The sequence below is a fragment of the Wolbachia endosymbiont (group B) of Hofmannophila pseudospretella genome (assembly GCF_964028515.1).
GTDB lineage: Bacteria > Pseudomonadota > Alphaproteobacteria > Rickettsiales > Anaplasmataceae > Wolbachia.
Map to the genome: position 1 here is coordinate 1,555,382 of NZ_OZ034788.1, position 26,227 is coordinate 1,581,608.

General features: G+C 33.6%; 14 protein-coding genes and 5 pseudogenes. 9 read left to right on the forward strand and 10 right to left on the reverse strand.

The features are described from left to right. Position 1 precedes the first annotated feature (1 nt). The 4 genes and pseudogenes from ABWU24_RS07545 to ABWU24_RS07560 all read right to left on the reverse strand — a co-directional run. The gene (locus ABWU24_RS07545) at positions 2 to 6,847 is read right to left on the reverse strand and encodes a latrotoxin-related protein (RefSeq protein ID WP_353274223.1); all 6,846 of its coding nucleotides are present in this window, start codon (positions 6,845 to 6,847) and stop codon (positions 2 to 4) included. Positions 6,848 to 6,855: 8 nt separating this feature from the next. Then, entirely contained in the window at positions 6,856 to 8,376 is a 1,521-nt protein-coding gene (locus ABWU24_RS07550; protein ID WP_149168922.1) for a hypothetical protein, read from the reverse strand. A gap of 214 nt (positions 8,377 to 8,590) precedes the next feature. Continuing rightward, positions 8,591 to 9,138: pseudogene (locus tag ABWU24_RS07555) on the reverse strand (IS630 family transposase); the annotation flags it as partial. Positions 9,139 to 9,293: 155 nt separating this feature from the next. Then, a pseudogene (locus ABWU24_RS07560) lies at positions 9,294 to 9,395 on the reverse strand (hypothetical protein); the annotation flags it as partial. Between the two features lie 213 nt (positions 9,396 to 9,608). On the opposite strand from ABWU24_RS07560, the gene ABWU24_RS07565 reads away from it, so the two are divergent. Both ABWU24_RS07565 and ABWU24_RS07570 read left to right on the forward strand, forming a co-directional pair. Next, positions 9,609 to 10,997: a hypothetical protein gene (locus ABWU24_RS07565; protein WP_341810987.1), complete on the forward strand. Its 1,389-nt coding sequence runs from the start codon at positions 9,609 to 9,611 to the stop codon at positions 10,995 to 10,997. A 443-nt stretch (positions 10,998 to 11,440) separates the two neighbouring features. Further along, a complete protein-coding gene (locus tag ABWU24_RS07570; RefSeq protein ID WP_264330994.1) occupies positions 11,441 to 12,064 on the forward strand; it encodes an IS5 family transposase in 624 nt (207 codons plus the stop codon). Here ABWU24_RS07570 and ABWU24_RS07575 read toward each other — a convergent pair. From ABWU24_RS07575 to ABWU24_RS07585, 3 genes and pseudogenes are all read right to left on the reverse strand, one after another. Beyond that, positions 12,030 to 12,257: an ankyrin repeat domain-containing protein gene (locus ABWU24_RS07575; protein ID WP_353274768.1), complete on the reverse strand. Its 228-nt coding sequence runs from the start codon at positions 12,255 to 12,257 to the stop codon at positions 12,030 to 12,032. The genes ABWU24_RS07570 and ABWU24_RS07575 overlap by 35 nt on opposite strands. Beyond that, positions 12,254 to 12,379 carry a hypothetical protein gene (locus ABWU24_RS07580; RefSeq protein ID WP_353274225.1) on the reverse strand — a complete coding sequence of 42 codons (126 nt, stop codon included), beginning with the start codon at positions 12,377 to 12,379 and terminating at the stop codon, positions 12,254 to 12,256. Before ABWU24_RS07580 ends, ABWU24_RS07575 begins: the two co-directional genes overlap by 4 nt. Before the next feature lie 139 nt (positions 12,380 to 12,518). Then, positions 12,519 to 13,344 (reverse strand): annotated as a pseudogene (locus ABWU24_RS07585) (transposase family protein). A gap of 594 nt (positions 13,345 to 13,938) precedes the next feature. On the opposite strand from ABWU24_RS07585, the pseudogene ABWU24_RS07590 reads away from it, so the two are divergent. Next, a pseudogene (locus ABWU24_RS07590) lies at positions 13,939 to 14,217 on the forward strand (DnaJ domain-containing protein); the annotation flags it as partial. A gap of 114 nt (positions 14,218 to 14,331) precedes the next feature. Further along, positions 14,332 to 16,056, forward strand: coding sequence for an ankyrin repeat domain-containing protein (locus ABWU24_RS07595; protein WP_353274770.1), 1,725 nt, complete (start codon positions 14,332 to 14,334; stop codon positions 16,054 to 16,056). 209 nt (positions 16,057 to 16,265) lie between these two features. Here ABWU24_RS07595 and ABWU24_RS07600 read toward each other — a convergent pair. The 3 genes and pseudogenes from ABWU24_RS07600 to ABWU24_RS07610 form a co-directional block, all read right to left on the reverse strand. Beyond that, a pseudogene (locus tag ABWU24_RS07600) lies at positions 16,266 to 16,376 on the reverse strand (recombinase); the annotation flags it as partial. A 14-nt stretch (positions 16,377 to 16,390) separates the two neighbouring features. Beyond that, positions 16,391 to 17,396, reverse strand: a protein-coding gene (locus ABWU24_RS07605) for an IS630 family transposase (RefSeq protein WP_353274215.1) whose coding sequence is annotated in 2 segments (ribosomal slippage) — positions 16,391 to 16,885 and positions 16,887 to 17,396 — 1,005 coding nt in all. Because the reading frame shifts where the segments join, the coding sequence is not laid out codon by codon here. An 845-nt stretch (positions 17,397 to 18,241) separates the two neighbouring features. Then, the gene (locus ABWU24_RS07610; protein ID WP_353274766.1) at positions 18,242 to 20,356 is read right to left on the reverse strand and encodes an AAA family ATPase; all 2,115 of its coding nucleotides are present in this window, start codon (positions 20,354 to 20,356) and stop codon (positions 18,242 to 18,244) included. Between the two features lie 650 nt (positions 20,357 to 21,006). Between ABWU24_RS07610 and ABWU24_RS07615 the strand changes: the two genes are divergently transcribed. The 5 genes from ABWU24_RS07615 to ABWU24_RS07635 all read left to right on the forward strand — a co-directional run bounded on the left by ABWU24_RS07615 (position 21,007) and on the right by ABWU24_RS07635 (position 26,172). Further along, positions 21,007 to 21,207 (forward strand): hypothetical protein, encoded by a 201-nt coding sequence (locus ABWU24_RS07615; RefSeq protein WP_012481961.1) that lies wholly within the window; start codon positions 21,007 to 21,009, stop codon positions 21,205 to 21,207. A gap of 436 nt (positions 21,208 to 21,643) precedes the next feature. Continuing rightward, positions 21,644 to 23,191, forward strand: coding sequence for a group II intron reverse transcriptase/maturase (gene ltrA, locus ABWU24_RS07620; protein ID WP_264330863.1), 1,548 nt, complete (start codon positions 21,644 to 21,646; stop codon positions 23,189 to 23,191). Continuing rightward, on the forward strand, positions 23,188 to 23,325 hold the full coding sequence (locus ABWU24_RS07625; RefSeq protein WP_341816093.1) for a hypothetical protein: 138 nt from the start codon (positions 23,188 to 23,190) through the stop codon (positions 23,323 to 23,325). Before ltrA ends, ABWU24_RS07625 begins: the two co-directional genes overlap by 4 nt. 999 nt (positions 23,326 to 24,324) lie before the next feature. Beyond that, positions 24,325 to 25,743, forward strand: coding sequence for an AAA family ATPase (locus ABWU24_RS07630; RefSeq protein WP_341816037.1), 1,419 nt, complete (start codon positions 24,325 to 24,327; stop codon positions 25,741 to 25,743). Positions 25,744 to 25,812: 69 nt separating this feature from the next. Then, positions 25,813 to 26,172, forward strand: a complete 360-nt coding sequence (locus ABWU24_RS07635; protein ID WP_353274211.1) for a Bro-N domain-containing protein — start codon at positions 25,813 to 25,815, stop codon at positions 26,170 to 26,172. The last annotated feature ends 55 nt before the right edge of the window (positions 26,173 to 26,227 follow it).

Below are 26,227 nucleotides of genomic sequence, written 5' to 3' on the forward strand. Positions count from 1 at the left end.
TCTACTTACTCAAAGTATTTCCAAGCTTGGTTACTCCTACATCAGAAAGACAAGTTGATACTTTGTCCTTTGAATGGCTGTGAACTGAAGCATTACTTAAATAACTTTGAGGCTCTAAACTTATCTGCTGTTTTTTTGTACCATCAACTTCTAATCTACCATCTCTGTTGTGTAATATCTGCTCTATTGATTGATTTAGCAGACCCTTATTAAATTGAGCTATAAACTTTTCAAATTTCTTCGGACTTAATTTACCAGCTTCTTTACCAGAACATGCTTTCTCTACATATGAGTTGAAAATCCCCGAAATCTCATCAAATTTACCACTCATGATTTTTCCTGTAACTTCTTTCTGTATTTCAACAAAATCAATATTTAACCGATGCATTGATATGCCACTTTTTAATGCAGCTTGTTCTACTACTTTCTCAAATTCCTCTGTAATATTTAATGCATAGCCCTGCGCTTCCAGTAATGATACGTGCTGATCTGCTGTAGAAATGTATTTTTGACCTGTAACTTTTCTAATAAGCACATCAAGTAACATGATTGTGCCGTTTATATCTACTGGTGAATCAACTTGTGAGATTGGACTTGTAGTACTTGATACTCCGTCAGACAATGTAGGTTTAGAATCTAATAACCGACCTATTGAGGTTTTTACTGAACCGAACAAACTGTTTATCCATGAAGATAGTGCACTTGCTCTGCTTGTAGCTTTCTTATAGCGCACCTCTTCTGCCTTATTCACTTTGATTTTTTTTCTATTTATTGCAGCAATCTCTATGCCACCTACTACCATAACCTCTACATCATCATATCCTACTGTAGGACTTTTTTCATCTATCATAGACTCAATTTTACCTACTATAGCTTTTCCTTCTATTCTAGCTTTTGTTGTCTTTTCAATAGGTGAATAACGATGACGGTTCCCTCTATGATAAGCATGTCTTTTATGATGACGTATATGCTTTGGTGCAACGTATTCATTTCTTCTTTCTGCCTTCTCTAAAAAGGAAATTATGTTTGTGAAACCTTTATCTCTTGCAATATCTAAAGGCTTCTTACTATTATTGTCACGAATATTAACATCAGCATTTTTAAAAATCAGAAGTTGTAACAAACTAAAATCATGATTATTTTGAACTAAATAACCCATTAGAAGGACAACGCGGTGCAAAGACGTCTTGCCCTGGGTATCCTGAGCATTAACATCAATACCACTGTTAAGCAGCAGCTCTACAATCTTTAACTTAGTATCTTTTAGGTTATTAACGCCGTTATCAACAAAACACTGAGAGATAGCAAGGTGCAGAAATGTCTCGCCGAAATCGTTTTTAGCATTGATAAGAGTATATCTATCATCCCTGTTTCTCATACCATCAAGAAGAGCTTCAAGCAAGTTCGACTTATTCTCCTGGATAGCTTTTCTTATAAGTGACTTTGCTTCTTCAGGCCCTGAGGTTTTTATTAGCTGAGAATACTGTTTCTGTTTTTCTTTATTAAAGTCCATTATAACATCTTGTGGATTGCAAGTAGAAGCTATACATTTTGAGTTAGAAACTATTGTATCATTAAAAGCAAACATCATTTCTCTTGCTGGTTGATAAGTATTCCAGTTCTCTACTTTTACAAGAGTGTTATTTTTATGTGATAGCAATAAGGTATCATTCATAACTTTCATATCGAAATCTAATATAGACTTACCTTTCAAATCAACTAAACCAATATCATTCTTATTAATAGGCTGATTATGATAAATCTGTAACCCTTGTTCATCTGGTTTATAATACCTGAAAGAACTAAAATCATCAGCTCTTTCTCCAAATTCTTCTGGTTCTATAATTCTATTGTTTAGTTCTATAGATAAATCCCAGTTTCTATGAACAAAAGAATAGTAATCTGATATTGATAATGCTCCTTTATCTGATAACAATAGCAAATCATTATTGAGTTTTAAAAAAAGCACCTTATCTGAATCAAATGTGAAACAATTATAATGATTTAACAGATCAGTACCATTAACGCTAAATCTTCCATCTATTTTTAAGCTATGAGAACAATAATCACGCTCTAGTTCACCATTCTGAAGTTTATAATATTTTTCCCTATCAAATGTTACCGTAACATCTTTATAATCTGGTAGCAGGGTTACATTTAGTCTACTTTTGTTAATCTTTATTTCTCCTTCATTATTCTCTGCAAATTGTATATCATTTAATGTGCTATTTAATTGACTAAAGTCTAATATACCATTTGCTTGAGCAATCGTAATATTAGCACTTTTTTCATCGAAAAGATAAAGATGGTTTATATTACTTGGAGCTTCCCAGTAAAAATTATGGTGCTCTTTATCAGGATAAAAAATATGATTACTAAAACTACCTATAGTACTACGATAATTAGTACTTGATAATTGCTTTGTAATATTAAAGTTCCGATTATCTATTGTTTGCAACTTATCTAACTCATCATCTAATATAACATCACTACCAACGCTTTTTGTTATTTGTAGACTTGCTACTGTTCCAGTATTACTCTCTACTTTCGTTGGAGTTACAAACAAACCATCTGCTGTTTTTATTAATGTCTGTTTATCTACACTTATAGAATCTCCACTTTTATTATAAATATTTGTTCTGTCGTTAACATGAGTTATTTTATCTATATCACTAAAATTTATCGGCAATAATACTAAGCCACTTCCGTGAATAGAATCACCAAAATAACCTTTTATTGTAGCAAAGTTTTTTGCTGTTATTATATCATTTCCACCCTTACCATCTACATAATCTGCATTAGAGAACTTTATATAATTAGTTCTATTACTGCCGATAATAGAATGTATGTTTATTGAATCTGTAGTAAGATTACCTTGTGTTATAACTATATTCTTTTGTCTATCTGCTCCTAAATCACAAGAGAACTTCCCTGCTATGTAAAAGAAATTTCTACCTGAGTTATACACCTTGCAACTATCTAATGACTTTTCAAAATAGTACCTATTTTCTACCTTACCTCTTCTACCTCGATCACCATTTAAAATATCCTTTTCTTGAAAAACAACATTAATATTAGCATTTTGAGCTGTTATATAGTATACGCTTCCATACCCACGGAAATTCTTATTTCTGTATATAACCGCATTATAACAGTCGCTAGGGTATTCTTGTAAAAACCACTTTTCAAATGTTCTATTTAGTAATACATTACTATGATCATATAAGTTATCACATCCTGAGCCAATTCCATTTACAACACAGTCAGTACAGGGAGGATTATCAATTTGTACTTTAATATCGCTATCGTGTGGTCCGCAAACGACACTATAACTTTCAATGTTCGTAGGAATCACTCTAGAATTAATATCACTGATATGAAATGGATATGTAACATTCGTATTGAATCCAAAATCAAACTTAGTATCAACTATTTTTGTGTTAGTACGACAATAAACTCTGAGGAGTTGTATTTCCCCATAAACACGCTTTTCCTTTGTAACCAATATATAAGGCAGCGACATAACTATTTTATCATAATTACCTTTATATTGGCTTATAAGCTTTAATACATATTGTTTATATATACTTTCTGCCTCTATATCATTTTCTATATAATCTGGTACTTTTTTACCAAGAAAGAAATCCCAATACAAATCATGCTTCTCCTGATCTGTAAGATTTATGTGCTCTTCCAATTTCTCTACCTCAAGCTCTGCTTCTACAAATTGCGATATAATAATAACAGCAACTGAAATAGCAGTACCAACTGGACCAGCAAATTCTCCCATTACTCCAGCTTCTATTCCTACGGCTGACATTGTCTCAGTAACAATCGCAGGTACATCTGCAGCTATAAAAATGGAGTTAGTTGCGATGTTTAGGTCAGCAATCTTTATATCTACAGGATTCGTTGCACTTTCCCGAGCTTTTATCGACTCTGCTAACCCTAAAAATGCTGCAAAGTTACCTATAGCAGGTCCCATAACTGGGGCAAACCCCTTTAGCATTTGAGAATCAAGTTTTTCTCCTAATCCTAATATTTTTCCAGAGATTTTCTCACCAATCTTTGGCATTACCCAGAGATTTAATGCATCATAACCTAGGCCTTCTACATCTCCATTTGCTATATGTTTACCAACTAAAAATACTGTAAAGGCAAAACCTGCACTTTCTGCTACTTTCCCTATTTTTTCTGCTACCCCATATCCTCTGAGAATATTTTTGATTTCTTCTTTATTTTCTTTCATCTCCTTTACAATATCCTTGATCTCTGGGTCTATTGAATTTAGATCTACATTTTTAACCTTTGCAATAAATGCTTCTTCAACATTTTGGTCTGTAGCTTCACCTCTAGAGATTCGTTCAGAAACTTTGAAAAGCTGATCATAAAACTCAATATTCTTTACTCTTTCCGCTACCTTGTTAGCATTAAACAACTCTTTAATACGTTGCTCTTTTTCTTCCTCTGTAATATTTTCTTCATCACGTGAGTCTATGCAGTACATGCCTATATTTCTTATTTTTCTTCTTTTAGCTTCTAAACATTCCATTTGAGGCCCAGTTTCAAGCCTTAGCCTTTTTCTTGCACCACCTCTTTCGGGAGAGCTAATCTCACCTTGAGATGTGGTATGATAGACTTCAATACTTTTTATGCTTGCTGTAATTAAATCTTTATCGGACCTACTAGATTGATTAAAAACCATGGCTAAAAACTTGGCTGTTCTCTTATCAGTAAAAGATCTAAGAATTTTATATTTGTCACTCATCTGTTTTTCTGCATGTCCTAATTTTTTCTTTACACTACTATTAGCACATTTTAATTCTATGATAATTGGTTCATCTTCCTCAATAGTAGATTCATCTCCTTGCAAATATGTAAAAGATAGCGCCAGGTCCATTTTCCCTAATGAAGATATATTAGATTCCACATACACTTTAATCTCTTTACCATCTTGCGTTTTTCCATTTATCAATAACCCTTGCATTATTGCTTGAAAGTCCACTTCTCTTTTTATTAATTCCTTAAAAGGCAATAAAGCTTCTACTAAAGGAGATAGTGGCTCTTTTAACTTATTTCCCATCATCTCTTCATCTTTACTTTCCTTAAGCAAGTCTACAACATCAATTCCACGTAATTGTTCAATTAAGCTATTTACGTCAACATTCCCTATTCTTTCAAATTTACCCTTGTATCTATTTTTAGAGTTATGAGAGACTTCTTTTATATTTATATCCTGAAAATAAGACTTATCTTTTCTTTCTCCTACTTCAAACCCACCTAGGTTATTCTTTACTCCTGTGTTTATTATCAGGTCGATTTTAACTGCAGAATCAATATCCAGTTCATCAATTGGAGGAATTTTATTACTGTCAAATCTCTTTTGCCTTCTAAGTTCTCTTAATTCACCACTACGTTCTATAATATTTAATATTACTGCTCTATCTTCCCCTTGATTGAATAGTAGAAATGTAGTAGCCTCTCTTCCTATACTTCTATCTTCATTCTGATAAGTGAAAATATTTTTATCTATACTATCCATAGCTAAAATCTGTCCGAACACTAGTTTGCTTAAATAGTTTTTATCCTTACTTGGTATCAAGTGATATAAGTTCTTTAGTTCTGCCTTTAAATTTTCCTTTGCTTCATTGCCATCAAAATCTTTAGCACCTTCTAATAATTGATGCACAAAACCTTGGGATTGAAAAATCTTAGCTTGTTCTGTCTTTACTTCAGCATAACTAATTCCCACTATAACCGCCTCTTCTGCTTTAGTTCTAATGCTGAGGTTATACAAATAACCTTTGTTCTTGATCTGTGTTATAGCTTCATCAGCAGTATGACCTTCTCCTTTAAACTCAACAACTACTGGAACAGGTTTAGGATTTATCCTACCATTTGCATCTTTTGTACGTGACATAAGTATTAAATCTGCACGTCCGTTACCTGCAGCACGTTCAACATAACAATTAAGACCATAACGATATTTAAAATTTAATGCTAAAGCTCCATAAACAAACCCATGATATGCTGCTTCTGAGTTGCCCAGTGAAAACTTTCCCTGATTACTTTTGTATATTTCGGCCAGTTCAAGAAAAATTTCTCTAATACCAACTATTACTTGATCTATACTCTTATCAGAAAGCTGTTTAAATGCACCTTCAAGACTTGTAGACCGACCTATATTGATCTCCTCAAATTCACTAGTTTGAGATGGAGAAGACACCAAATCCTTAAATTTTTCTTTTACTCTATCTCTTTGTTCTCTATATAGTTCGAATGACAGGTTGCCTAAATCTTCTTCAGTACGCATATGAAACGAATACTCATTTATATCTGTGTTATCTATGTCAGAGATCTCTAGTGTTTTTGCTATCTCTTTAAGTTCATCATCATTATAACAATATTTCCGTTTTAAATCCCCATAACCTGTAATTTGATCATTTGTAAAAGCTCTAAGAACCACTTGTTTTCTTCCACTTTTTTCAAGAAAAAAGCATAGTTTTACAATGCTAATCTCATTTTTCAATCCCTCTACTTTCAAATTAGTACGCTTAATATACACCTTATTGATGCCAAGCTTTTCTACTAGACCACTATTAGGAAGGGTTAAAATCGATCCTAATATGCTATGAATAAAAAACTCAGGACTAGATGTTGAACCAATATTTGGAGTTTCACGAAGAAATAAACTAAACTTTTCAGCAAATCCCTTAGGTGCATCGAAATTTACTGAGAGAACAGGGTTACCCTTACCGTTACCTGGATTAATTGGTTCAGTGAGTAATAATTCTATTAACTCAAGCTTGTGTTCAATATGTTTCGCTTCAGCTGTTGCTCTTGGCATTTTCTTATCTATTTCTTCATACTGTGTGTCACTTCCTCAAGTTCTATACTACGAAGTTTCTTTGCTGGACTACTTTCTTCTCCTTCTATTCCTCTCTTTTTATCATTTTCTTGAATAAGATTATCCAGTAATTGAAAAAACTTATCCCATTTATCTTTCCTCTTTGTAAATTCCTCTCTTGAACAACACCATGTTATACGTTCTTTAAATTCCTCCCTAAATTTTACCATTTCATTTTTTGATGATATACATTCTCGAATGAAGAACTCAATAAATCCCCCCCTATCACCATAAATCAAATCTTGGCAAATATCTTGCCCCCTACTACAAAAAATAAGCCTTTCTTTCTCTTTGGGAGTTGCATCTTGAAAGATCAGTTTGATATTTTCCACATCTTCAACCTTAAATAAGTCTAGTAATAATAACCCACCTGATCCGCATTTATCTATTACATGTTTTGTGTGAGTACTAGGACCTTGCTGCCAAAATATTCCAAAGAGCTTTTGATAATTGTAATCTTTATTACCATCTATCATCTTATTAACGATTACTCTCAATAAACAATCATAACCTTCTTCAGAAAGGAAAGCCCACATATGCTGCGCTGTTTCCATAAAAAAACTCTGCCATGGCCAATCCAAAAAGCACTTTAGCACTTCATAAGAGCAGCTCTTGAACACTTCCATTTGTTGTTCTCTATCCATTTCTGAAAGTAAAAAGCACAAAACATCAATATAATTCTCCCTGGAAAAATCTGTAAACTCACTAACACAGTCACAACGTCTTTTTGCCACATATTCTGCAGTTCTTACTAAGACCTTATCTTTTTCTTCAGGAGTTAACTTTTGTAGGAAATATCTGGTTGCTGCTTCATTGCCACTAACTGCTGAACGTCGAAATGCATACTCATAATGAGTAACACTATCATCTTGACAATATCTTCTTATTATATCGCCTAACTGAGCTGTTTCTTCTTCTATATGATGGGACCAGAACGATACTAGAGGTGATTCATTTATTCTTATTTTCCTAAGATCTTTTCCATAGAGTTTCCTACCACTGATTTGTTTCCATAGGGTGAGAATGTTATCTTCTAAACAATAAGTGCATGCTAATCTATAGCGCTTAGCAATATCTAAATTTTCATCTTGCACTAATATCTTTGCTGTTTTCTCTTTATCAATAGTGCCTTGTGGTGTCCAACAAAGCTTGCTTAAGCTTGCTCTAGCATCTTTGCCACCTAAAAGATTTTTATGATATTGTTTCCATATGAGTATCTGCCAACCTATTGCTTCAACAAAACTTGATAGTTCCTTTTTTAACAATTCTGGCAGCGGAAGTTTTAGTACCTTTTTTATCACTTCATCCTCTACCTTTTGCCATTCTCTTTTTCTTTCACTGACATTTAGGATTGGTGATGAGAAGTAAAACTTTGACGCTAAATCCCAGGCATCATCTTGATTCCATAACGTAATAGCTATTTCCACAAGAGCTTTATGCTTAAGTGATGGCATTAGAGTGTAATTCATTACCTAACCCGATTAAAATACTCAATATACTATGATTTTCTATCGGTTCAAGATAAAACACAGCTAAAAAATTGTGTAAAGTTTAACGGCACAAAAAAAATTCTATTAACCCCAACTATGGGTTAGAAAGAAGTGAAAAAAGGCTGGAAAGTGGGTAAACTCCAAGTAATTCTTTCAATTTAGGAGATTACCTATGAAGAAAGATATTACAGAGCCCAACTTTCGAATGTGTGCCAAACCTTGATTCATCAAAGAAAAATAGCTCTTTTTCTGGATACTTGCCAATAACTTCATTGAGATTTTTTTTTGAATTCCTCTTGTTTACTTTTATCTTGTACGTTGTGTACTGGTCTTGGTGTAATATATGAAAATTTCATCTTTTGTATATGGCGGTGTACTGTAGATTTGCTGATATTTAATCCGAACTTTTCCTGGATTCTTATTCTCATTTCTTTAATGGTAATATTAGGATTTTCTTCTATCCATGCTTCAACTTGCTGTAGTTGAGCCTGATTTAATTTAGTTTTTTTACGGCGTTGTGGAGGAGCAAACAGTTTTTCTTCTCTGCCAAATTTTAAGAATTTTATCCACGAAGTTAGTGCGCTTCTTGAAATGCAATATATTTTTGCTACAGCCGTTATACTATGCTTTTTTGCCGCAATTACAGCATTTAGTTTTTTTGAAACATATGCATTGTTCCTTACTTTCTTCAGCATTTCTTTTGCTCACTTTTTCATCCAATAATTTTGATCTTAATGCCATTTAAACCTCGCTACTTCACTTACTTTAGTATGGCTTTTTTTCCATTATTGTCTATCCGTTCTTTGTATAGTGGGAATGGGAATTGGTATTACTTAATAAATTTACTGATATCGGTATGCCTCTTTTCGAATTTGCCTTGTAAATTCCTTCCATCTCTACATCTTATTGACAGCTATGCAACAAAGCCATTCAGGATCTGCATTATTGTTTAACAGAATTTCGACAATTTCTCTGTAACCTTTTTGAGCTGCAAGGTGTAATGGTACACAATCCTGATTTTCAAGTTAGCATTTTCTCCATTATCTAGCAGCATTTTAGCTATCTGATTCACAATACAAGAGTTCTATTTAGAGCTATTTTCAAAAATCTTTGTGCTTTGTATATGTAGCTTATATTTGTTTGGAATGCTTGACTCCTGATTTATAAAATGCTATCATTAATGATACTACAATGTGTAAAGTGAGGAGGTTATGAATCTTAGACTAATTCAGGAAGAAACAAAAGAAATTCCATTTTGCACAACTCCTTATTCATTGCATTATGAAATTCGAAGGCCACTAATGGAAATGTTTGGGCTAGGGTCTAAAAAAGGCTGTTGTTCTAATCCGTACACTGGGAAGTGCATGATAACTGATAATAAATTAGCCCCTATTGTGCAGCTTACACAAGGAGTGGATGCGGATATAGTAATAGATAACACAACTAAAACAGTATATGCAAAAGAGATTAAAAATAAACAACAAAAAATAGATTTAATATATGATAAGGATCGTATTGGCGCAAAAGAAGTGCATGATATTCAGCTTCTTAAGGCTGGTAAAAGAGTAACAATACCATCTAAATATAAAAGTTTTGAAGATTATAGGAGAGAGCTACAGAAAAAATCTTCTTATATAGTTATAAGGGCTGAAGTAACACAACATTTAGATCATTCAGGAAAGCTGCTGAATGATCCTATAGAAAGCGTTGTTCATTATACTACTTTTCCTAAGTTAAAAGGAAATACCTTAGACTACAAGTATTTTGCTAGAAGTCGAGAGTTAATAGGTAGCAGAAAATCTGAGCTACAAGATAAGTTTAAAAACGTAGTAAAACTGAATGCCTTAATGGCTGCCAAACATAAAGAAGGATTAAGCATTGTGGTACCTAATGCTTTTTTGAGTGGTTTGAGTAATGATGAGCAAAAAGAAGCAAAAATAGCTTTTGTCAATGCAGCAATAGAAGCTGCTAAGGAAATAGAGCAAGATAGTGGAAAATACTCAGGATTTTGTGGGATATTTGTCAATACTGGAAATACTCAAGATTTAAATAAGCTGATAAGCGACAGTGGCATCAAAAGCATTGCTATTAATTATGGTGATCTTAGCGCGCCAAGTAGGGTATCAAAAGAAGGAAAGTTTGCAGAATCTATAATGGGTGAGGGAGTTGGATACGTTGGTAATGGTGCATTATCCGCACGAGGTAATATTGCAGTGGAGGAAAATCTTACTAGAAGAACGTTAGGAGAAACTGTGTTAATGTTTAGTGGAGCATTTAATGAAAAGGTGCTAGATAAAAATTGTTACAGGGGAGAAAATGTGAAATCTGACAGAGTACAAAATAAGACACAAAACATTCAACGTCACAGGTCAACTGTGTATTTCACTTTATCAGCATCTCTTTCAGCTTTGATTATAGCATTAGCATTTGTGACACAAACATATATATTTTTAGCAGCACTTATTGTACCTGCAGTAATTGGACTATGTGGGTGGTCATTATATGAGAAAGAAAAAGGAGATAAACCTAGCTCTAATATTCAAAATAATGTAAAAGCAGAGAGAGCCCTTGATAGTTATAGGGATACACAAACGAACTAGAGCACTTTGCTTATGTACTTATTTAATTTCAGTGTTTGCTATTTGTTTTTTATCCCATTGCTAATACCAATACTCATTGTTGGTAGGTCAAATAGGAGAGATTGCAGATGTAATAGTTTAAACTTAATCTGACAGGGTAATAAAGTAAGATAAAAATATAAACAAATTTTAAAGGAGTGTCAGATATGAGTACAACACAAGAAAAAATACTAAAATCAAAGTTGGGGTTGTTAGAGCCCGTCTTGAAACTGAGTAGAAAGAAGTTAAGAAGTATGGTATAAGATATATTTTAAGATGTACCAAGCGACATAAGTGACAAAGAATGGAAGATAATAGAGCCATATTTTGAACCTTAAAAGACCGGCAGAGCAAGAAAACATAGTATTAGAACAATTGTTAACGCAATCCGCTATATGATGAGAACAGGATGTCAATGAAGACAACTGCCTAAAGATTTTCCACCATGGAAAACCGTGTATAGTTGTGATTCGCGCTTAAAAAAAAGTGGAATATGGCAAGAAATTCATGATTTTCTAGTTAAAAAAGTAAGAGAGATAATCGGTAAGAATGAAACTCCATCAGTGGGAATAATAGACAGCCAGTCAGTAAAAACGACTCAAAAAGGGGATCGAGAGGGATACGATGCTGGAAAGAAAATAAAGGGCAGAAAACGCCATATCATTGTAGATACTGTGGGTCTTGTAATTGCTGCTGAAGTACACAGTGCAAGTATTCAAGATCGCGATAGTGCTCTAGATCTTTTTGCTCAGGCTAAATGCAAAGCCCCAACCTTACGAAAGTTTTTTGCCGATCAAGGGTACACAGGTAAATTACAAAATCGATGTTTATTGGAAACTGGATGTTTGCTAACAATTGCCAAGAAATTGGTTGATACAGGATTTCAGATTATTCCTAAACGTTGGATCGTAGAACGGACATTTGCCTGGCTTTCCAATTTTAGACGTATGAACAAGGATTATGAGCATTCTCCCCTCACTTCAAAAACTAATATCTTCTTTAATATGATCACTATTATACTTCACAAATTAGCTCATTTTTTGGTTTGAAGACATGCTCTAAGTGATTATTTTTAGCAGCAAGAGATATAGGTGTTTGTCCGTATTGATTTTTTGCATAAATATCAGCTCTTTCTTCACCCACAAGATAGGTTACTATACTCAAATTACCAACTTTAGCAGCTAAGTGTAAAGGAGTATTGCCATCACTACCTTTAGTGTTAATGCTGGCTCCTCTTTCTATAAGCTCCTTAACTCTATCAAGGTTAACTTTTTTACAGCATCAAATAATTCGCTGTTTGGGTTCTCAATAGAAACCTCTGTTATAGTTGTTGAAGTTTCTGTAGTAAGCTCAGATATTTGCATAAACCCCCCAATGATATTAACCTTTCTTTACACTATAAAGCTGTTACTAAATTATATAAATTTGAGTATCTATAGCATAAGACCTGCTGCGAATCAAGCGATAAAAAAAGGGAAGGAGGGTGACTAAAATCAAGGTTAACTAAAAGGAGTGCTTAAGATTCACAATACCAGCAATAATATTGAACCTCAGGTTATATTTTTTCTGAAAATTGCGGTAAACATGGGACATAATCTTAAATATCTTTACCTCACGGATCTTATTTTCTACTCTCATTCTAAATGATGCTAATCGTCTATTATGCTCTTTCTGCTCTGAAGTTAATGGCTTTTTACGGTACTTTTTATATGACATTACTTTGCAATTTTTGCCAACCTTGATATCCAGAATCGGCATATTTTATGCTATCGAGTGGTAGATATTTTCCTTGTTTCCTTATGCGAAAATCACTAATTCTACCACGATATGACTTTGACACTGATAAAATTCTTCCATCTTCTTCGATAACAATCTCAGTTTTCATAGTGTTGGTTCTTTTTTTTCCTGAATATGACTTCTTCCGTTTTTTACTATCTTCTGGCCTCTGTATTTGCTGTTCTGTAACATCAGCCAGAATCTTTAGTATTTTTTCTGATGTCATACTTCTATCTTTTGTTATAGTAACTTTCTTGGCAAGTAATGGCTCTATTTTCTTCAGTAACCTACATACATTTGCGTTGTGCATATTGAACAGGCACCCTAAAAATCTATGTGTTATGTAAGTGCGATAGTACAAAATTACGCAAAATAACTTATCTTCCAGAGTTGGTAGTTGTGATCTTCTACCATGGCACTTTTTCTGTTTTTCAAGTTTTTTCCACTCAGACCTCACTTTTTCCACCACCTTTTCAAACTCCTCTATAGTTAAACCTGTTATATTACGAAAGTTTCTTGGGTGCTTCTTCATTTTATAGTAACTAAAGCTCATTTTTTACCTTACTCGATCTGCTTATTCTTCTTCTACCTCTCTCGCATCACTTTTTCAATTACCTTTTGCAGCAGGTCTTTTGCTATTCTCAAATGGATTACTGTTAATTTAATATTAAGTATTATTAAGAACCTAAACAATATGACCATTTCCAGTGTTCAAAACTAATGGTGGTGAGAAGTGTTTTTCTTGGAATCAATTGGTCTACCAAACGATACATACGAACTTTTTTATATTCTGACTTTGCTATACGCTAAAACTAGCCATATTAGCACATTTCATCAATATCTACATACGAACTGTTTTGCCTAAGCTTATTGAAATAATTTAAATCTTCTATTTTTATAACCTTATTTTTATGCAACGTGTTCTCACAAAGGTAGGCAGTTTTTTTGCGATTTCCGAAGGAGTAAATAAACAAATTCATTATAGCGCTACAGAGTCTAGTATTTTCTATAAATTTTTATTTAATCTACTAATAAATTGACAAATATTACAATATTTGCTAAAATGTTCATATAATAGTACCTTGCTTTCATAAAGATGTAGTATTGGTAATGTCATGAAAAATGTATCAAAGTAGTGGAGAAATAGATGCCTGATTATTATGAAGTACTAGGAATAGATGAAGAAGCTTCTGAATATGAAATAACCCAAGCATATCGTAATTTAGCAAAGCAGTATCATCCAGATAAATTTCCTGAAAAAAAAGATCTCAATATGTTAAAAGTAAAGACGAACCTTTCACAAGCAGAAGAAAATCGACTAATTCAACTTGAAAAAAAAGTTCAAGAGAATGAGGAAAAGTTCAAAAAAATACAAGAGGCACATACAGTATTATCGGATATAGAAAAAAGGGAAAAGTATGATGAAGAAAAGAATGGTAATCAATGTTCAGGAACATCTAAATCTTCAAGTTTCCAAGAGAAGCTTGATGAGATGGTTGGAAAAATGGATGAGATTAGTAGTGCACAATACAAACGTACTATGAGAAATCTCAGAGGATTGACTTCTATTACGAAGGAGTTGAATCTGCAAGAAAAATCAAGACGTACACTGAAACAAGAATCATTAAAACGTGTACTTGATGAATTAGAAGATGCGCAGAAAAAAACTTTTTTCAGTTTAAGTGTTAGTCTGATTTTAGATAGACTTAAGGATTTTGCCGTTCAGATAGAAGATATAAATTTTTCTAATTACTCGAAATATCGAGAAGAGCTTATTATTCTGTATGATAAAAAGGAATTCTTAAATCTTTTAATGGAAAAAGGAGTAAAGTTATCAAATACTGTTTTGCATGCAGCTATTGAATATAATTCTATAAACGTTGCTTATTACCTTGTAAATGAACACATAGATAAGATAGATATCAATCATCAAGATGAAAATGGAAATACAGTTTTACATCTCGCTTTAGAACTTTTGTGTTTGGATAAACCAGAAGTCAAAGGTATTATTAAATTACTTCTAAGCAAAGGTATAAAATTTGATATTCAAAATAAAAAAAGTGAAACCCCATTTGATCTCTTAGTTAAATATGTTAGCTATCCAATTAATCAACAAAAGAAATTAAATAATATTCAGGAGCTTCTTAGCAATTGTACAGTTAAAGACATATTGAAAGGTCTAAATGGTACTTCTTCATTAAATACACTAGCAGAACTTGCTGTTTATCATTGTAGTGAAGAAGTTTTAAAAACTTTAATTGAAGGTGGTATGAATGTCAATTGTCAAGACGAAAATGGAGATACAGTTTTACATCACGCTTTTAAATGTTTTGGCTCAGAAGATGATGAATGGAAGGAGCAAAATATTACAAAATTACTTCTAAATGAAGGTGCGAAACTTGATATTCAAAATAAAGAAAGTAAAACTCCATTTGATCTCTTGGTTGGATATGTTACAAAGGCGCATTATACTAAAAAGGAAAGATTACATCATGTTTCAAGGATCCTTAGCAATTGTACAATTAAAGGTACACTAAAAAGTCTAAATGGTACTTCTTCATTAAATGAGCTAGCAAGACTTGCTGTTAAACTTAATAATAAAAAAATCTTAAATTTCTTGATTAAAAACGACATAAAGATTCTAAGTACTATTTTAGAAGATATTGTTAAATATGATTTCAATAAAAAGATTTTTAGTTACTTTTTGCATAAAAATAGGATTGATTACCAAGATGAAGGTGAAAATACAATTTTGCATCATACCTTAAAATTGTTGATTAGTAATAAATCAAACTATCAAGGTTATGTTGAATTACTAATGAGTGAAGGCGCAAAGCTTAACGTTAAAAATGACAAAGGTGAAACTCCTTTTGATCTCCTGATTGAATATGTTGAGAAGGGGTTTTATGGTCAAGCACGAAGATTAAGTTATGTTTGGAATTTGCTTAACAAATGTGAAAATAAAGATATACTAAGAGAGCTAAAATACAAGGATGGTGCTTCTGCATTAGATAAACTAAATGAGCTTCATGCTAAGTGTCGTAATACTTCTATCATAGTTGCTTCTACACTAGCAGTGGCTGGAGTTGCTTTAGGTGTGGCTATTGCAGCTTACTCAGGAATGTTAGCGGTAGGAATAGCAGTTGGAGCCTGTTGCTTAGTTGTTGCTGCAATCATATACTATTGTAATAAGCCTTCAAAGTCACTTGAGAATAGCAATGCTGAAGCTGTAGTGAATCAAATAACAGTGGCAGATATCTCTTAAGGTAAGTAGAAATAGCAGGAGGGTTGGTTTTATTACATAGCTAACTAAAAGGCCAACTCTACAAGCAATTTATTAAAAACCTTATTTTTGCAATCAATTTATCCAATTTAGTGGGAGTGTTAAATTTACTAATCTTTCCGTAAGTGAGATTAAAGAATTGCAAAAGATTTAATAATTTATAGATTCTTCTAAAGAAATTATCTTATTTTTTATTGGCAGACAGCTTGCTTAAACCTGTAAAACTTCTCCATCTGGTCACTCCATAGCATCGGTATTTCTTTCAAATCAACCAATTTCAAATCTCTTGGCTGTCTTCCACTTATACCAAAATCCATTACTGACCGAACAAATAAGAAACATTACAAACTCGTTTAATAGTAGTACTGGAAATATTGACAATAAAATTACACAAAACATCTTCAAGTAAACCTATGGTATCGTAGATACTATTGCGTAAAGTATTGTATTTGATATATTGCCACAACCTTTCAACAGGATTCAGTTCCGGTGAATAAGGAGGCAAGTATATGATGGTAATGTTTTCCTGAATTTTCAAACTTTTTGATCTATGCCAACTTGCACAATCCATTACAAGAAAGGCTTCTTTCGTGCCTAAATCTTTCGACATCTGCTCCAGAAATATATTCATACAATCAGTGTTTACATATGGAGCAAGTAGGCTAATTTTCTTACCACTTCTTGGATTTACCGCACTGTAGATATAGAAATTTTGTCTACCAATTTTCATTTTAACCTGTGTTCTGACCCCTTTTTTAAACCATCCGTGTCCGATTTTTGAATGAGTTCCAAATCGTGATTCATCAAAAAAATACCTCCTTTTCAGGGTGGGAATTGACTATTTTATTGAAGTATTTTTTAAACTCTTCTTGCTTGTTTTTATCTTGTTTATGGTGAATTGGCCTCGGTGTTATGTAAGAAAACTTCATCCTTTGTATCTCACGGTGCACTGTTGATTTGCTAATGTTTAGGCCAAATTCCTCTGAGATTTTTATTTGCACTTCCTTAATAGTAATATTTGGATTTCTTTCTACCCATATTTCAATTTGCTCACGTTGATTTTTGTTTAATTTGCTTTTTCTTCGCCGCTGAGACGGGGAAAATAATCTTTCTACTCTACCAAATTTTAGATGCTTTATCCATTCAGTCAAAGCAGTCCTTGAAATTTTACATATTCTTGCCACAGCGCTTATACTACTTTCTTTTCCTGCTATCACCGCTTGTAACTTTTTTGAAACATATGCGTTATTTCTGACCTTTTTTAACATTTCTTTCGCCAAATTTACAACTTTTTCGTCTAATAGTTTTGACCTTAATGCCATTTATACCTCTCTATTTTATCTACTTTAGTATCACTTCTTTCCCATTATTGTCTATCTGTTCTTTATATAGTGGGAATTGGTATCACCACAAGTTGTTCAATCTTTTTTGAAAAATTTTCTTTGCAACCAACAAAAAAACATGATAGACTAGCTTTAGGGTTTTTTGTAATAAATAAAAATTTGAGATAAAAAATAATTTAGAAATGCCTCATAATCGATTTTTAAGCTACCTTACATGAGCAACTTAGGTCTTGGTGGTATAATTGTACCCTGAAGTCGTAGAATCGTTTTAAAACCGCATTAGCAGACCAACGTTTATTTGAGTTTTATCAGCATAAAAAAAAGATGAGAGTAAGAGCCTTTTAAAAACGCACTAATTGTATTTTTCATTAAATGTAAATATCTTAATAATATTTTGTGGCAGCCTTTCTGGACTTCTTTCTTTTTGCTGTTTAAGTTATTGTACTTTATTTGTATTTTACTATTATTTTATATTATCTATTATTATTTATTACTATTATATATATATAATATATAAGGGTTTTAGGAACGCAGAATCCGCTATACTGGCTGACTTCAGACACATAATAACTAGGAACACTTTTAGGAATAGAGGGCAAAAGGTTAGGATTCAAGCGATCTTTAGCTTCCTAGTTTCTCATTACTTATTTAGTAACCAAGGAATCAGGAATATAATTCAACCATTTGATGTCTTATCCCTTTTTAATTGAAATCATAACTTATAATAGGGTTGTGGCTCCGAAGTTAGATTGAGTAGATGGTAGATTGAATAGAGAAAATAGGGCAACTCTAAAATATTTAAAGAGCCACCCATAAAGAAAGACTTATCCTAACATTAAATTTTGCCTATAGCTAAAATCTTCAGCTCCAAGAGTGAACTTTCCTATACCACAAGCAAATGGTCCAGTTGGAATGTCAAGCCACTTATCCTCTTTTGCACCTGTAGACATTCCTTTAACTAACTGCTTTGCTTGTAAAAGTTCCTGAACTATACGCTCTAGTCGATCTCTTCCCATACTGTGGAAAATCTCAGGTAGCCTATGCCGTTGTTTATATACTCCTGTGCTTCCTGTGTGAGTAAATGGGTGTCCTGCAACAGCAGATCGTGTAATTGCATCAGTAAGACATATTTTAAGGTCTTTTTCACTAGCATTTTTAACTGTTAGTTGTATTGTTATATCTTCTAGTAGCCCTGTTTCCTGATTTCTTAGGTAAGTTCTTACAGTGCGATCAGCTAAACCATTGGCCTTCACAACTGCCCCATGAAACAAAGCATTCTGTCTTGGTGTTTCTCCTACTGCCTTAAAGATTTCTAGCCTAGCTGTATTTTCTATTGGCCAAAAAGCGTATGAGCATCTAACACCATTAACAAGAGCAGAGGTACCTCTAATTGCATCGCGTGCTTGTTCAGCAGTTAATATTGGTTTTTCTCCTTTTGGCTTTCTCATGTGATGAGCAGTAATTATCGAAGCTCCAGTACTACATGCTAAATCAGATAATAAGCACATTAGATAATCCCCTACAGCAGGATCAGCATTTATATCTGCATGGATAAATGAAGCAAGTGGATCAAATACTATCAATTTCAGATCTTTAATTTCCTCGAGCTGTTTCATTACGGATTCGAATTCAGGAGAAACTTCGACGATTTTACCACGAACATTTCTGAGTATTGTAAGTGATCCTCTGACGTTTGGCAGTGGTACAATAAATAATTTATCTTTATGTTTCAACCTTTCACACTTAGGGTCGAGTCGTTCTAAGCGGCGGTGTATCTCACTTGCATCATCTTCTGCTGAAAAAATCACTACTGATCCATGTTCAGTAACAAGTGAACCAAAGCCACACATCTGATCCTTATCACTTGCAACCTTAAGCGCTAGGTCAAGAAGAAGCATACCTTTGCCTGTATCTCCCATTGCTGCTATTATTGAAGTAACACCTAAAGGAAATAGACCTTCAACAAGAAACTTTTGCTCTGGTACCGGACCTACAAAGCGCTCTGCACTCCAATCTAAAATGTTAAGTGGCTGTTTTGTGGATCTTTCTAAACTTTTCATATTTGAAGTATCAGTAGCTGGAGTATCAATAGTAAGCAACGGAGTTGAAGCTAAAAACTCTTTGACATCTATACCTTCCTCTACACAATCAGCAGCATCCCATTTCTCAGGCTTACCTCGAGGAATTTCAAGCACAGCAAGTGATGCAACACCAAGTTCTAAAAGTTTCTTTTCAGCGTTTTTGGCATATTTATTGCCTGCTTCATCATTGTCTGGCCAAATGATAATATGTTTACCTTTTAGTAAAGTCCAATCTGTTTTCTCAATAGGTGCATTTGCCCCAAACATCGTTGTTGTTGCCGTTATGCCTTTATTTATTAAACTTTCAGCACATTTTTCACCTTCAACGAAAACAATTTTGTCAGATTTAATTATACCTGGAATATTATATAAAGGTCTTGGGTTTGGTGCAGTACTACTTGAGTTTTTTACATCAAAACAGCTATATCGTTTTCTTCCTGCAGCATCATAATAACGATAAATTTTAGCTATTACTTGGTTGTTTTCATCGTGGTAATCCCAATGTATTTCTGATTGATTTAAGTATTCCAACTGATTTGGTTGAAATGTTGAACGGCCAAGCCATTTTTCTATATCTTCTATGGTATCAAGAAACTTCGTCTTGCCAGTAACATCCCGCCAGAGATCAAAGATGTCACCACCATCACTCGTAGCAAAATCAACCCATAATCCGGCTCTTTCTCCTCTTGTTTCTACTACTAAACTTTTCCCTTTATCTCCCCTAATATTACCAACATAGAACTTACCTCCGTGGAAAGTACCATTTGGTAATAAGTAGGATAAAGATGATTCTATTCTTGAGAGTAGTTCTGCTTTTACTTCTGCTGCTCTTTCAAATAAAGCTTGCTTGTCATGCATATTGTTTTCTCCTGTTAAAATAAGCTATGTTTGTTGACAAAATGTCTTTTTTTCTGTTACATAGCTCATGATGATGTTCTTAAAGGTTTGGTAATTTAAAATACAGTCATAAGTGGGTAGAGAGATGTCTCTGTACCTTTTACTATAGTAATACCGGATTTCTCACATGTTTTTCCGGAAGAGAGGAGAAATTTTTTTTCAAGCGTAAGTTGACACTGTCCATATTTACCCCAAATATTTACAATTCAGAAGACCAGGCTGCTAGGTCTTACTATAGTAAGTTCAACAAAATTACAAAAACTGGTCACTTTTTAGAAAATTTTGCACAACTCCGTTCTCTTATCTTTCATATGCCCCTGTAGTATATATATACGTTCAATTTCAAATTCGTCCGAAAAACTACAAAAATATATAGGCAACACTAAAAAAGTTCTCTTCTGTAGAGGTAAATGGTGATATTGAAAATTTAACTCTGCTCTCAACTTACACTCCTCAAAAAAATTACAAAATTTAATTTCATTTTAACTTTAAACAAAAAAGCCGCCTATAAGTTGCATCTGCATTATGTTGCAAAATATACTACACTTTGCTTATGAGAATAACCAAATAAGCCATCCTTTTTTCTCCTCCATAACAGATATATACTAGAAATGGTGCGACCTGAAAGTCTTCGGTCATATTGTTTAAAAGGAGAGGAATTCATTCAGAAAGAAACTGAAAGGATTCTAAAACTTATTAAACCAGATGTTTTGCCGTCTGAGTCTACGCATCAGTGCGAATCGGGCAACCGGTTGGTGCCAAGCGATGCGGACAATGAACCTCCTCTTGAAAAAGAAGATGCTCAATCGTGAGAGGGGCATAAACTGCAAGCATCATGTGGTTGGAGGGCTAGGCTAGTGGTATGGTGAACGTAAGTGAAGCTTTATAAGTACCGATACGATGAAAGAGCTAAAGATGCTGATAAGCTCTGACCAAAAGGTAATGTGGATAAGTTACATTTTTTCATTTCTAGATGTACGCAAATAATAACTCCACCGGTATAGAGAAGCCACCTAACCCACTATTGTATGACTGGAGAAACAGGGTAAGCCTGTATTTTCGCCTACATGGCAAGCAAACCGCAAGGAATGCTGATGGAAGTGCAGGTAAAGGAGAATGGAGAAAGCGAATGCCATTTTGTAACGAAATGGATAGAATTTGTAACATTAATTCGCGTGAAAACGAGCAGACTTCCGTTTGGTCCCTCGTGACAAGAAACTTTGTTAACCACTTAAGGTAGGAAAGCAGATGATTACAAGTAAACCTGTAAGTGCATCTACCAAAAGCTTTGAAGCATGGAAGCAGTTGCCATGGAAGAAATGCCAGAAAGTTATTGTGAGGCTACAAAGACGTATTGTTAAGGCTGTCCAAGAAGGAAGATGGGGTAAGGTAAAAACTTTACAACATCTTCTCACACGCTCTTTTAGCGGAAAAGCTTTGGCTGTTAAGAGAGTAACTGAAAACCAAGGAAAAAACACAGCGGGTGTAGATCGTCAACTATGGTCAACTTGCAATGCTAAATTTCAAGGAATAAAGCAGTTAAAGCAAAGAGGATATAAACCTTCTCCGCTAAAACGGATTTATATCAGTAAATCTAATGGCAAAAGAAGACCTCTTGGAATACCCACGATAAAAGATAGAGCCATGCAAGCATTATATCTGTTTGCTCTGGAACCGATAGCTGAAACGATCAGTGATCGTCACTCCTATGGCTTTAGACCTAAAAGATCCTGTGCAGATGCTACAGTAGCTTGTCATTTGTTACTGGCAAGTCGTAATCAACTACAATGGATACTTGAAGGTGATATCAAAGGATGCTTTGACAACATTAATCATGAATGGCTTATGAAGCATATTCCTATGGAGAAAAAAATTCTGCATAGTTGGTTAAAAGCTGGCTTCCTAGAATCAAAAACTCTGTATCCCACAACTGCAGGTACCCCGCAAGGTGGTATAATTTCTCCAATACTAGCCAATTTAGCCTTAAACGGACTTGAAAAGTTATTGGAAAGTCGATTTGGTAAACTCGGCAGTAGAAAAAGAAACAAAATCAGAAGTGGAGTGAATGTAATCAGATACGCAGACGACTTTATTATTTCAGGTTTCACACATGAAGTACTGGAAAAGGAAGTTAAGCCTTTAGTATCATCTTTTCTTCATGAGCGAGGTTTAATTCTGTCAGAAGAGAAGACAAAGATTACATCTATCACAACAGGGTTTGACTTTCTTGGTTGTAATGTACGTAGATATAATAAGAAGTTAATTATTAAACCTTCGAAAGAAAGTATTAAAAGACTTCTTAATAAAGCACGTACATTGATAAAAGCAAATATAGCGAACACTCAGGCTATAGTAATTAAGTCACTCAACTCTCTACTGAGAGGATGGGGAAATTACTATCACCATGTGTGTGCTAAAAAAGCGTTTAGAAAGATCGACAATGAAATTTGGCATAGTTTATGGAAATGGGCAAAGAAAAGACATCCTCGTAAAGGATTACGTTGGATAAAGAATCGTTACTTCAAAGTAATGGGTCAACGCCAATGGGTTTTTGCTGCACCCCTATGCAAGAACAAACCAAAAGAGATACGGTATTTAAGACTGCTTAAGCTGATTGATATACCTATCAGACGACATGTTAAAATCAGAGCGGATGCAAATCCCCTTGACTTAAAATGGAAAAAGTATTTTGATGAGAGAGTGAAACGAACAAGAATGTTAGCAAGCTCTTTCTCAAGAGAAGGTTCTCTACTGTTGGTGTCACCATTAAGAATGATGTTTCCTGAGGAATCATGAAGGACAAGCCGGTTCTAGAAAAGAAGAACTTAGATAAGGGGCTCAAGCGTAGTGTTGGGAAACCTGCATGCTGCGTTTCTAAGGGAGGGGGTAGTAGTAATACTGCTTCCTTACCTGACCAGTCCGAAATATGATTTGCTCTAAAATTTTTTTCATTACGATTTTTCTATTAAACTTTAATAGAGCTTAACGTGTTTACAATATACCCAGGTGAGAGATTTTCCATCTATAAGAAGTAGCCACAAAATGCTGCATTAGTAAAACTATTAATAATAATTGTTTGTGAATTAAGTGCTTTAGATTCGGGATTACATAGATTTTTGGCAGTTTAAGCCATTTTAGATTGGAAAATGAAATCTCATTAAGCTGAGAAGTGGGCTACTGTAGAGGAGTTTAACATAATTTAAGGTTACAAGTCAAGCAAACTACTATAATATCATAAAAGGCTGCTCCTTGGCTGATTTTGAGTGTTTCTTAGTTTAGAGGAAAAACCTATTATTATAAATAATAAAAATAAGGTATATAATAATACCCTATTTATATTTTTCATTCTTATTTATTCTTTAACCCTTGTAGATAGCTCTCTAAAAAAAGATCTGAGACAGGAAACGTTAAATTCTTTTTAAAAAATTTTCTTTACAAGGCATGAAAATCGTGTTAAACTTACATGTAAGTTTCTTTCGTGATAGTAAGACTACTGAAAATACCTTTTAGTTGAGTTTAGAGTTGTTTTATAAGCGATCTTTAATCAGGTGGCTACTGCTTTACTTAAAAATTGTAGCTAGCTTTAAAACGTAGGTTTTCTCCTTATAGTTATTAAATTTCTGTTTTGCTTATAATATAAATGTCCTAACAATTAAATTACAATATGTATTCCGTTCAAGATTTCAGCCAATTTGGGAGTATTCCAGAAAAAGAGGATATGATTTGTTTGATAGGGGTTCTTTGGATATAGGTGAAAGAATGTACCTAAAATTACAGAAATGGATCATTTTTTTCTATTGAGCTTTTTCTGCATCTAAAACCTATGTACCGCTTAATAGTTCAGAATGGAGACAAAGATCTAAATTTATTTATTTACGTCTCCAATTTTATCTAGTATAACGGAGACAAAGATTTATATTTTGTGTTTTATGTCTCCATTATTTATTGGTAGAAAAACTGAGTTAAAACAACTACTGGAGCTTACAGAAAAAAATACTGCATCTTTTGTAGTAGTCAAAGGAAGGCGTCGTATAGGAAAAAGTCGTTTAATTCAAGAGTTTGGTAAGTATTTTGAACAATATTACTCCTTTATAGGTTTGCCACCAGAAAAGCATACTACAATGTCCTACCAACTTAATGAATTTTCTAGACAAGTTGCTAGACAATTTAATACATCTTTTGCTAGGTATGATGACTGGAGCGATTTACTATGGGCAGTTGGTGAACGTCTACTATCAGGAAAAACATTATTGCTGTTTGATGAAATTTCTTGGATGGGCTCAAAAGATCCAACCTTTTTAGGCAAAATAAAAAATTTTTGGGATACGCAGCTAAAAAATAATAACAAGCTAATTTTCGTTGTTTGTGGATCAGCTTCATCATGGATCGAGAAAAATATACTTAGTAGTACTGGTTTCGTAGGGAGAATATCGTTAACTTTAACACTCGGAGAATTATCACTTTCTGATTGCAATGAATTTTGGCCAAAAAATATTTCAGCATATGAAAAGTTCAAGGTGCTTGCAGTAACTGGCGGAATTCCAAAGTATTTAGAAGAGGTAAATTTTAAGCATAGCGCTGAAGAAAATATTAAAAGGCTTTGTTTTAGAAAAGGTGGGTTTTTAGTTGAAGAATTTAATCAAATATTCTCAGATTTATTCATGCGAAAAACGGCTTTTTATAAGCAAATAGTCAGAGCTCTTTCTACTGGAGCTAAAGAACAAGAAGAAATTTGTGCTACTTTAAATATCGTAAGACATGGACGCATTTCTGAGTATCTACATGAGCTTGAGCTTGCTGGTTTTATTGCAAAAGATCATACTTGGAGTATAAAAACTGGTACTGATTCACGACTCAGGAGATACAGACTTCAAGATAATTATTTAAGGTTTTATCTAAAATATATCGAAAAAGATCTAGGGAAAATTAGTCGTGACACCTATTCTATAGGGTTCTTACCAGAGTGGTATACAATTATTGGGCTTCAATTTGAAAATTTGGTGCTGAACAATAGAAAGAGCATACATAATATCTTAGGGATTGATGGAATAATAAGCGAGAATCCATTTTTTCAGAAAAGAACACGTAATAGTGCAGGTTGTCAAATTGATTATATGATTCAAACGAAGTTTAACACTCTCTACATTTGCGAAATCAAATTTTCAAAAGATAAAATTGGTCATTCAATAATACAAGAGGTACAAAAGAAAATAGATGCACTAAATCGTCCAAAAGGCTTTTCATGTCGTCCAGTCCTTATCCACGTTAATGATGTAAGTGATGATGTTATAGATAGTGATTACTTTTCACACATAATTGATTTTGGAAAATTATTAAATTGTAAGTAATGGTTTTTCTGACTTAAAAATAGTGTCTTTTTAGTTTTTATGTTTATTCTTAACTTATAGAGGTTGCTTATGACTGATACTTTAACTTTAAAAGAGGGAGATATTGAAACTACTGCTTTTGATAATAGCAATTTTACTAGAGTATTACACGATGGAGAATGGTGGTACGTAATAACAGAAGTAATAGCTTTTCTGACAGGTAGTAAGAACCCATCTGACTATCTAAAAAAGATAAAAAGCAGAGATATAGGGCTCTCTGAAGGATGGGGACAATTTGTCACCCCCCTTGAAATTAAAACAAAAGGTGGTAAACAGAATGTTAATTGTACAAATGTTGAGGGGTTATTTCGTATTTTGCAGTCTATTCCTTCCAAAAGAGTTGAACAATTTAAACGCTGGCTTGCAAAAGTTGGATATGAAAGGCTATAAGAATATGAAAACCCTGAACTTGCACTCAAACGAATCTATGCCGATTATGCTGCAA

Coding starts and splice junctions, on each gene's coding strand:
- ABWU24_RS07545 (WP_353274223.1), bottom strand. CDS start 6,847: ATGCCAAGAGCAACAGCTGAAGCGAAACATATTGAACACAAGCTTGAG.
- ABWU24_RS07550 (WP_149168922.1), bottom strand. CDS start 8,376: ATGAATTACACTCTAATGCCATCACTTAAGCATAAAGCTCTTGTGGAA.
- ABWU24_RS07565 (WP_341810987.1), top strand. CDS start 9,609: ATGAATCTTAGACTAATTCAGGAAGAAACAAAAGAAATTCCATTTTGC.
- ABWU24_RS07580 (WP_353274225.1), bottom strand. CDS start 12,379: ATGCAAATATCTGAGCTTACTACAGAAACTTCAACAACTATAACAGAG.
- ABWU24_RS07595 (WP_353274770.1), top strand. CDS start 14,332: ATGAGAAATCTCAGAGGATTGACTTCTATTACGAAGGAGTTGAATCTG.
- ABWU24_RS07610 (WP_353274766.1), bottom strand. CDS start 20,356: ATGCATGACAAGCAAGCTTTATTTGAAAGAGCAGCAGAAGTAAAAGCA.
- ABWU24_RS07615 (WP_012481961.1), top strand. CDS start 21,007: ATGGTGCGACCTGAAAGTCTTCGGTCATATTGTTTAAAAGGAGAGGAA.
- ltrA (WP_264330863.1), top strand. CDS start 21,644: ATGATTACAAGTAAACCTGTAAGTGCATCTACCAAAAGCTTTGAAGCA.
- ABWU24_RS07625 (WP_341816093.1), top strand. CDS start 23,188: ATGAAGGACAAGCCGGTTCTAGAAAAGAAGAACTTAGATAAGGGGCTC.
- ABWU24_RS07630 (WP_341816037.1), top strand. CDS start 24,325: ATGTCTCCATTATTTATTGGTAGAAAAACTGAGTTAAAACAACTACTG.
- ABWU24_RS07635 (WP_353274211.1), top strand. CDS start 25,813: ATGACTGATACTTTAACTTTAAAAGAGGGAGATATTGAAACTACTGCT.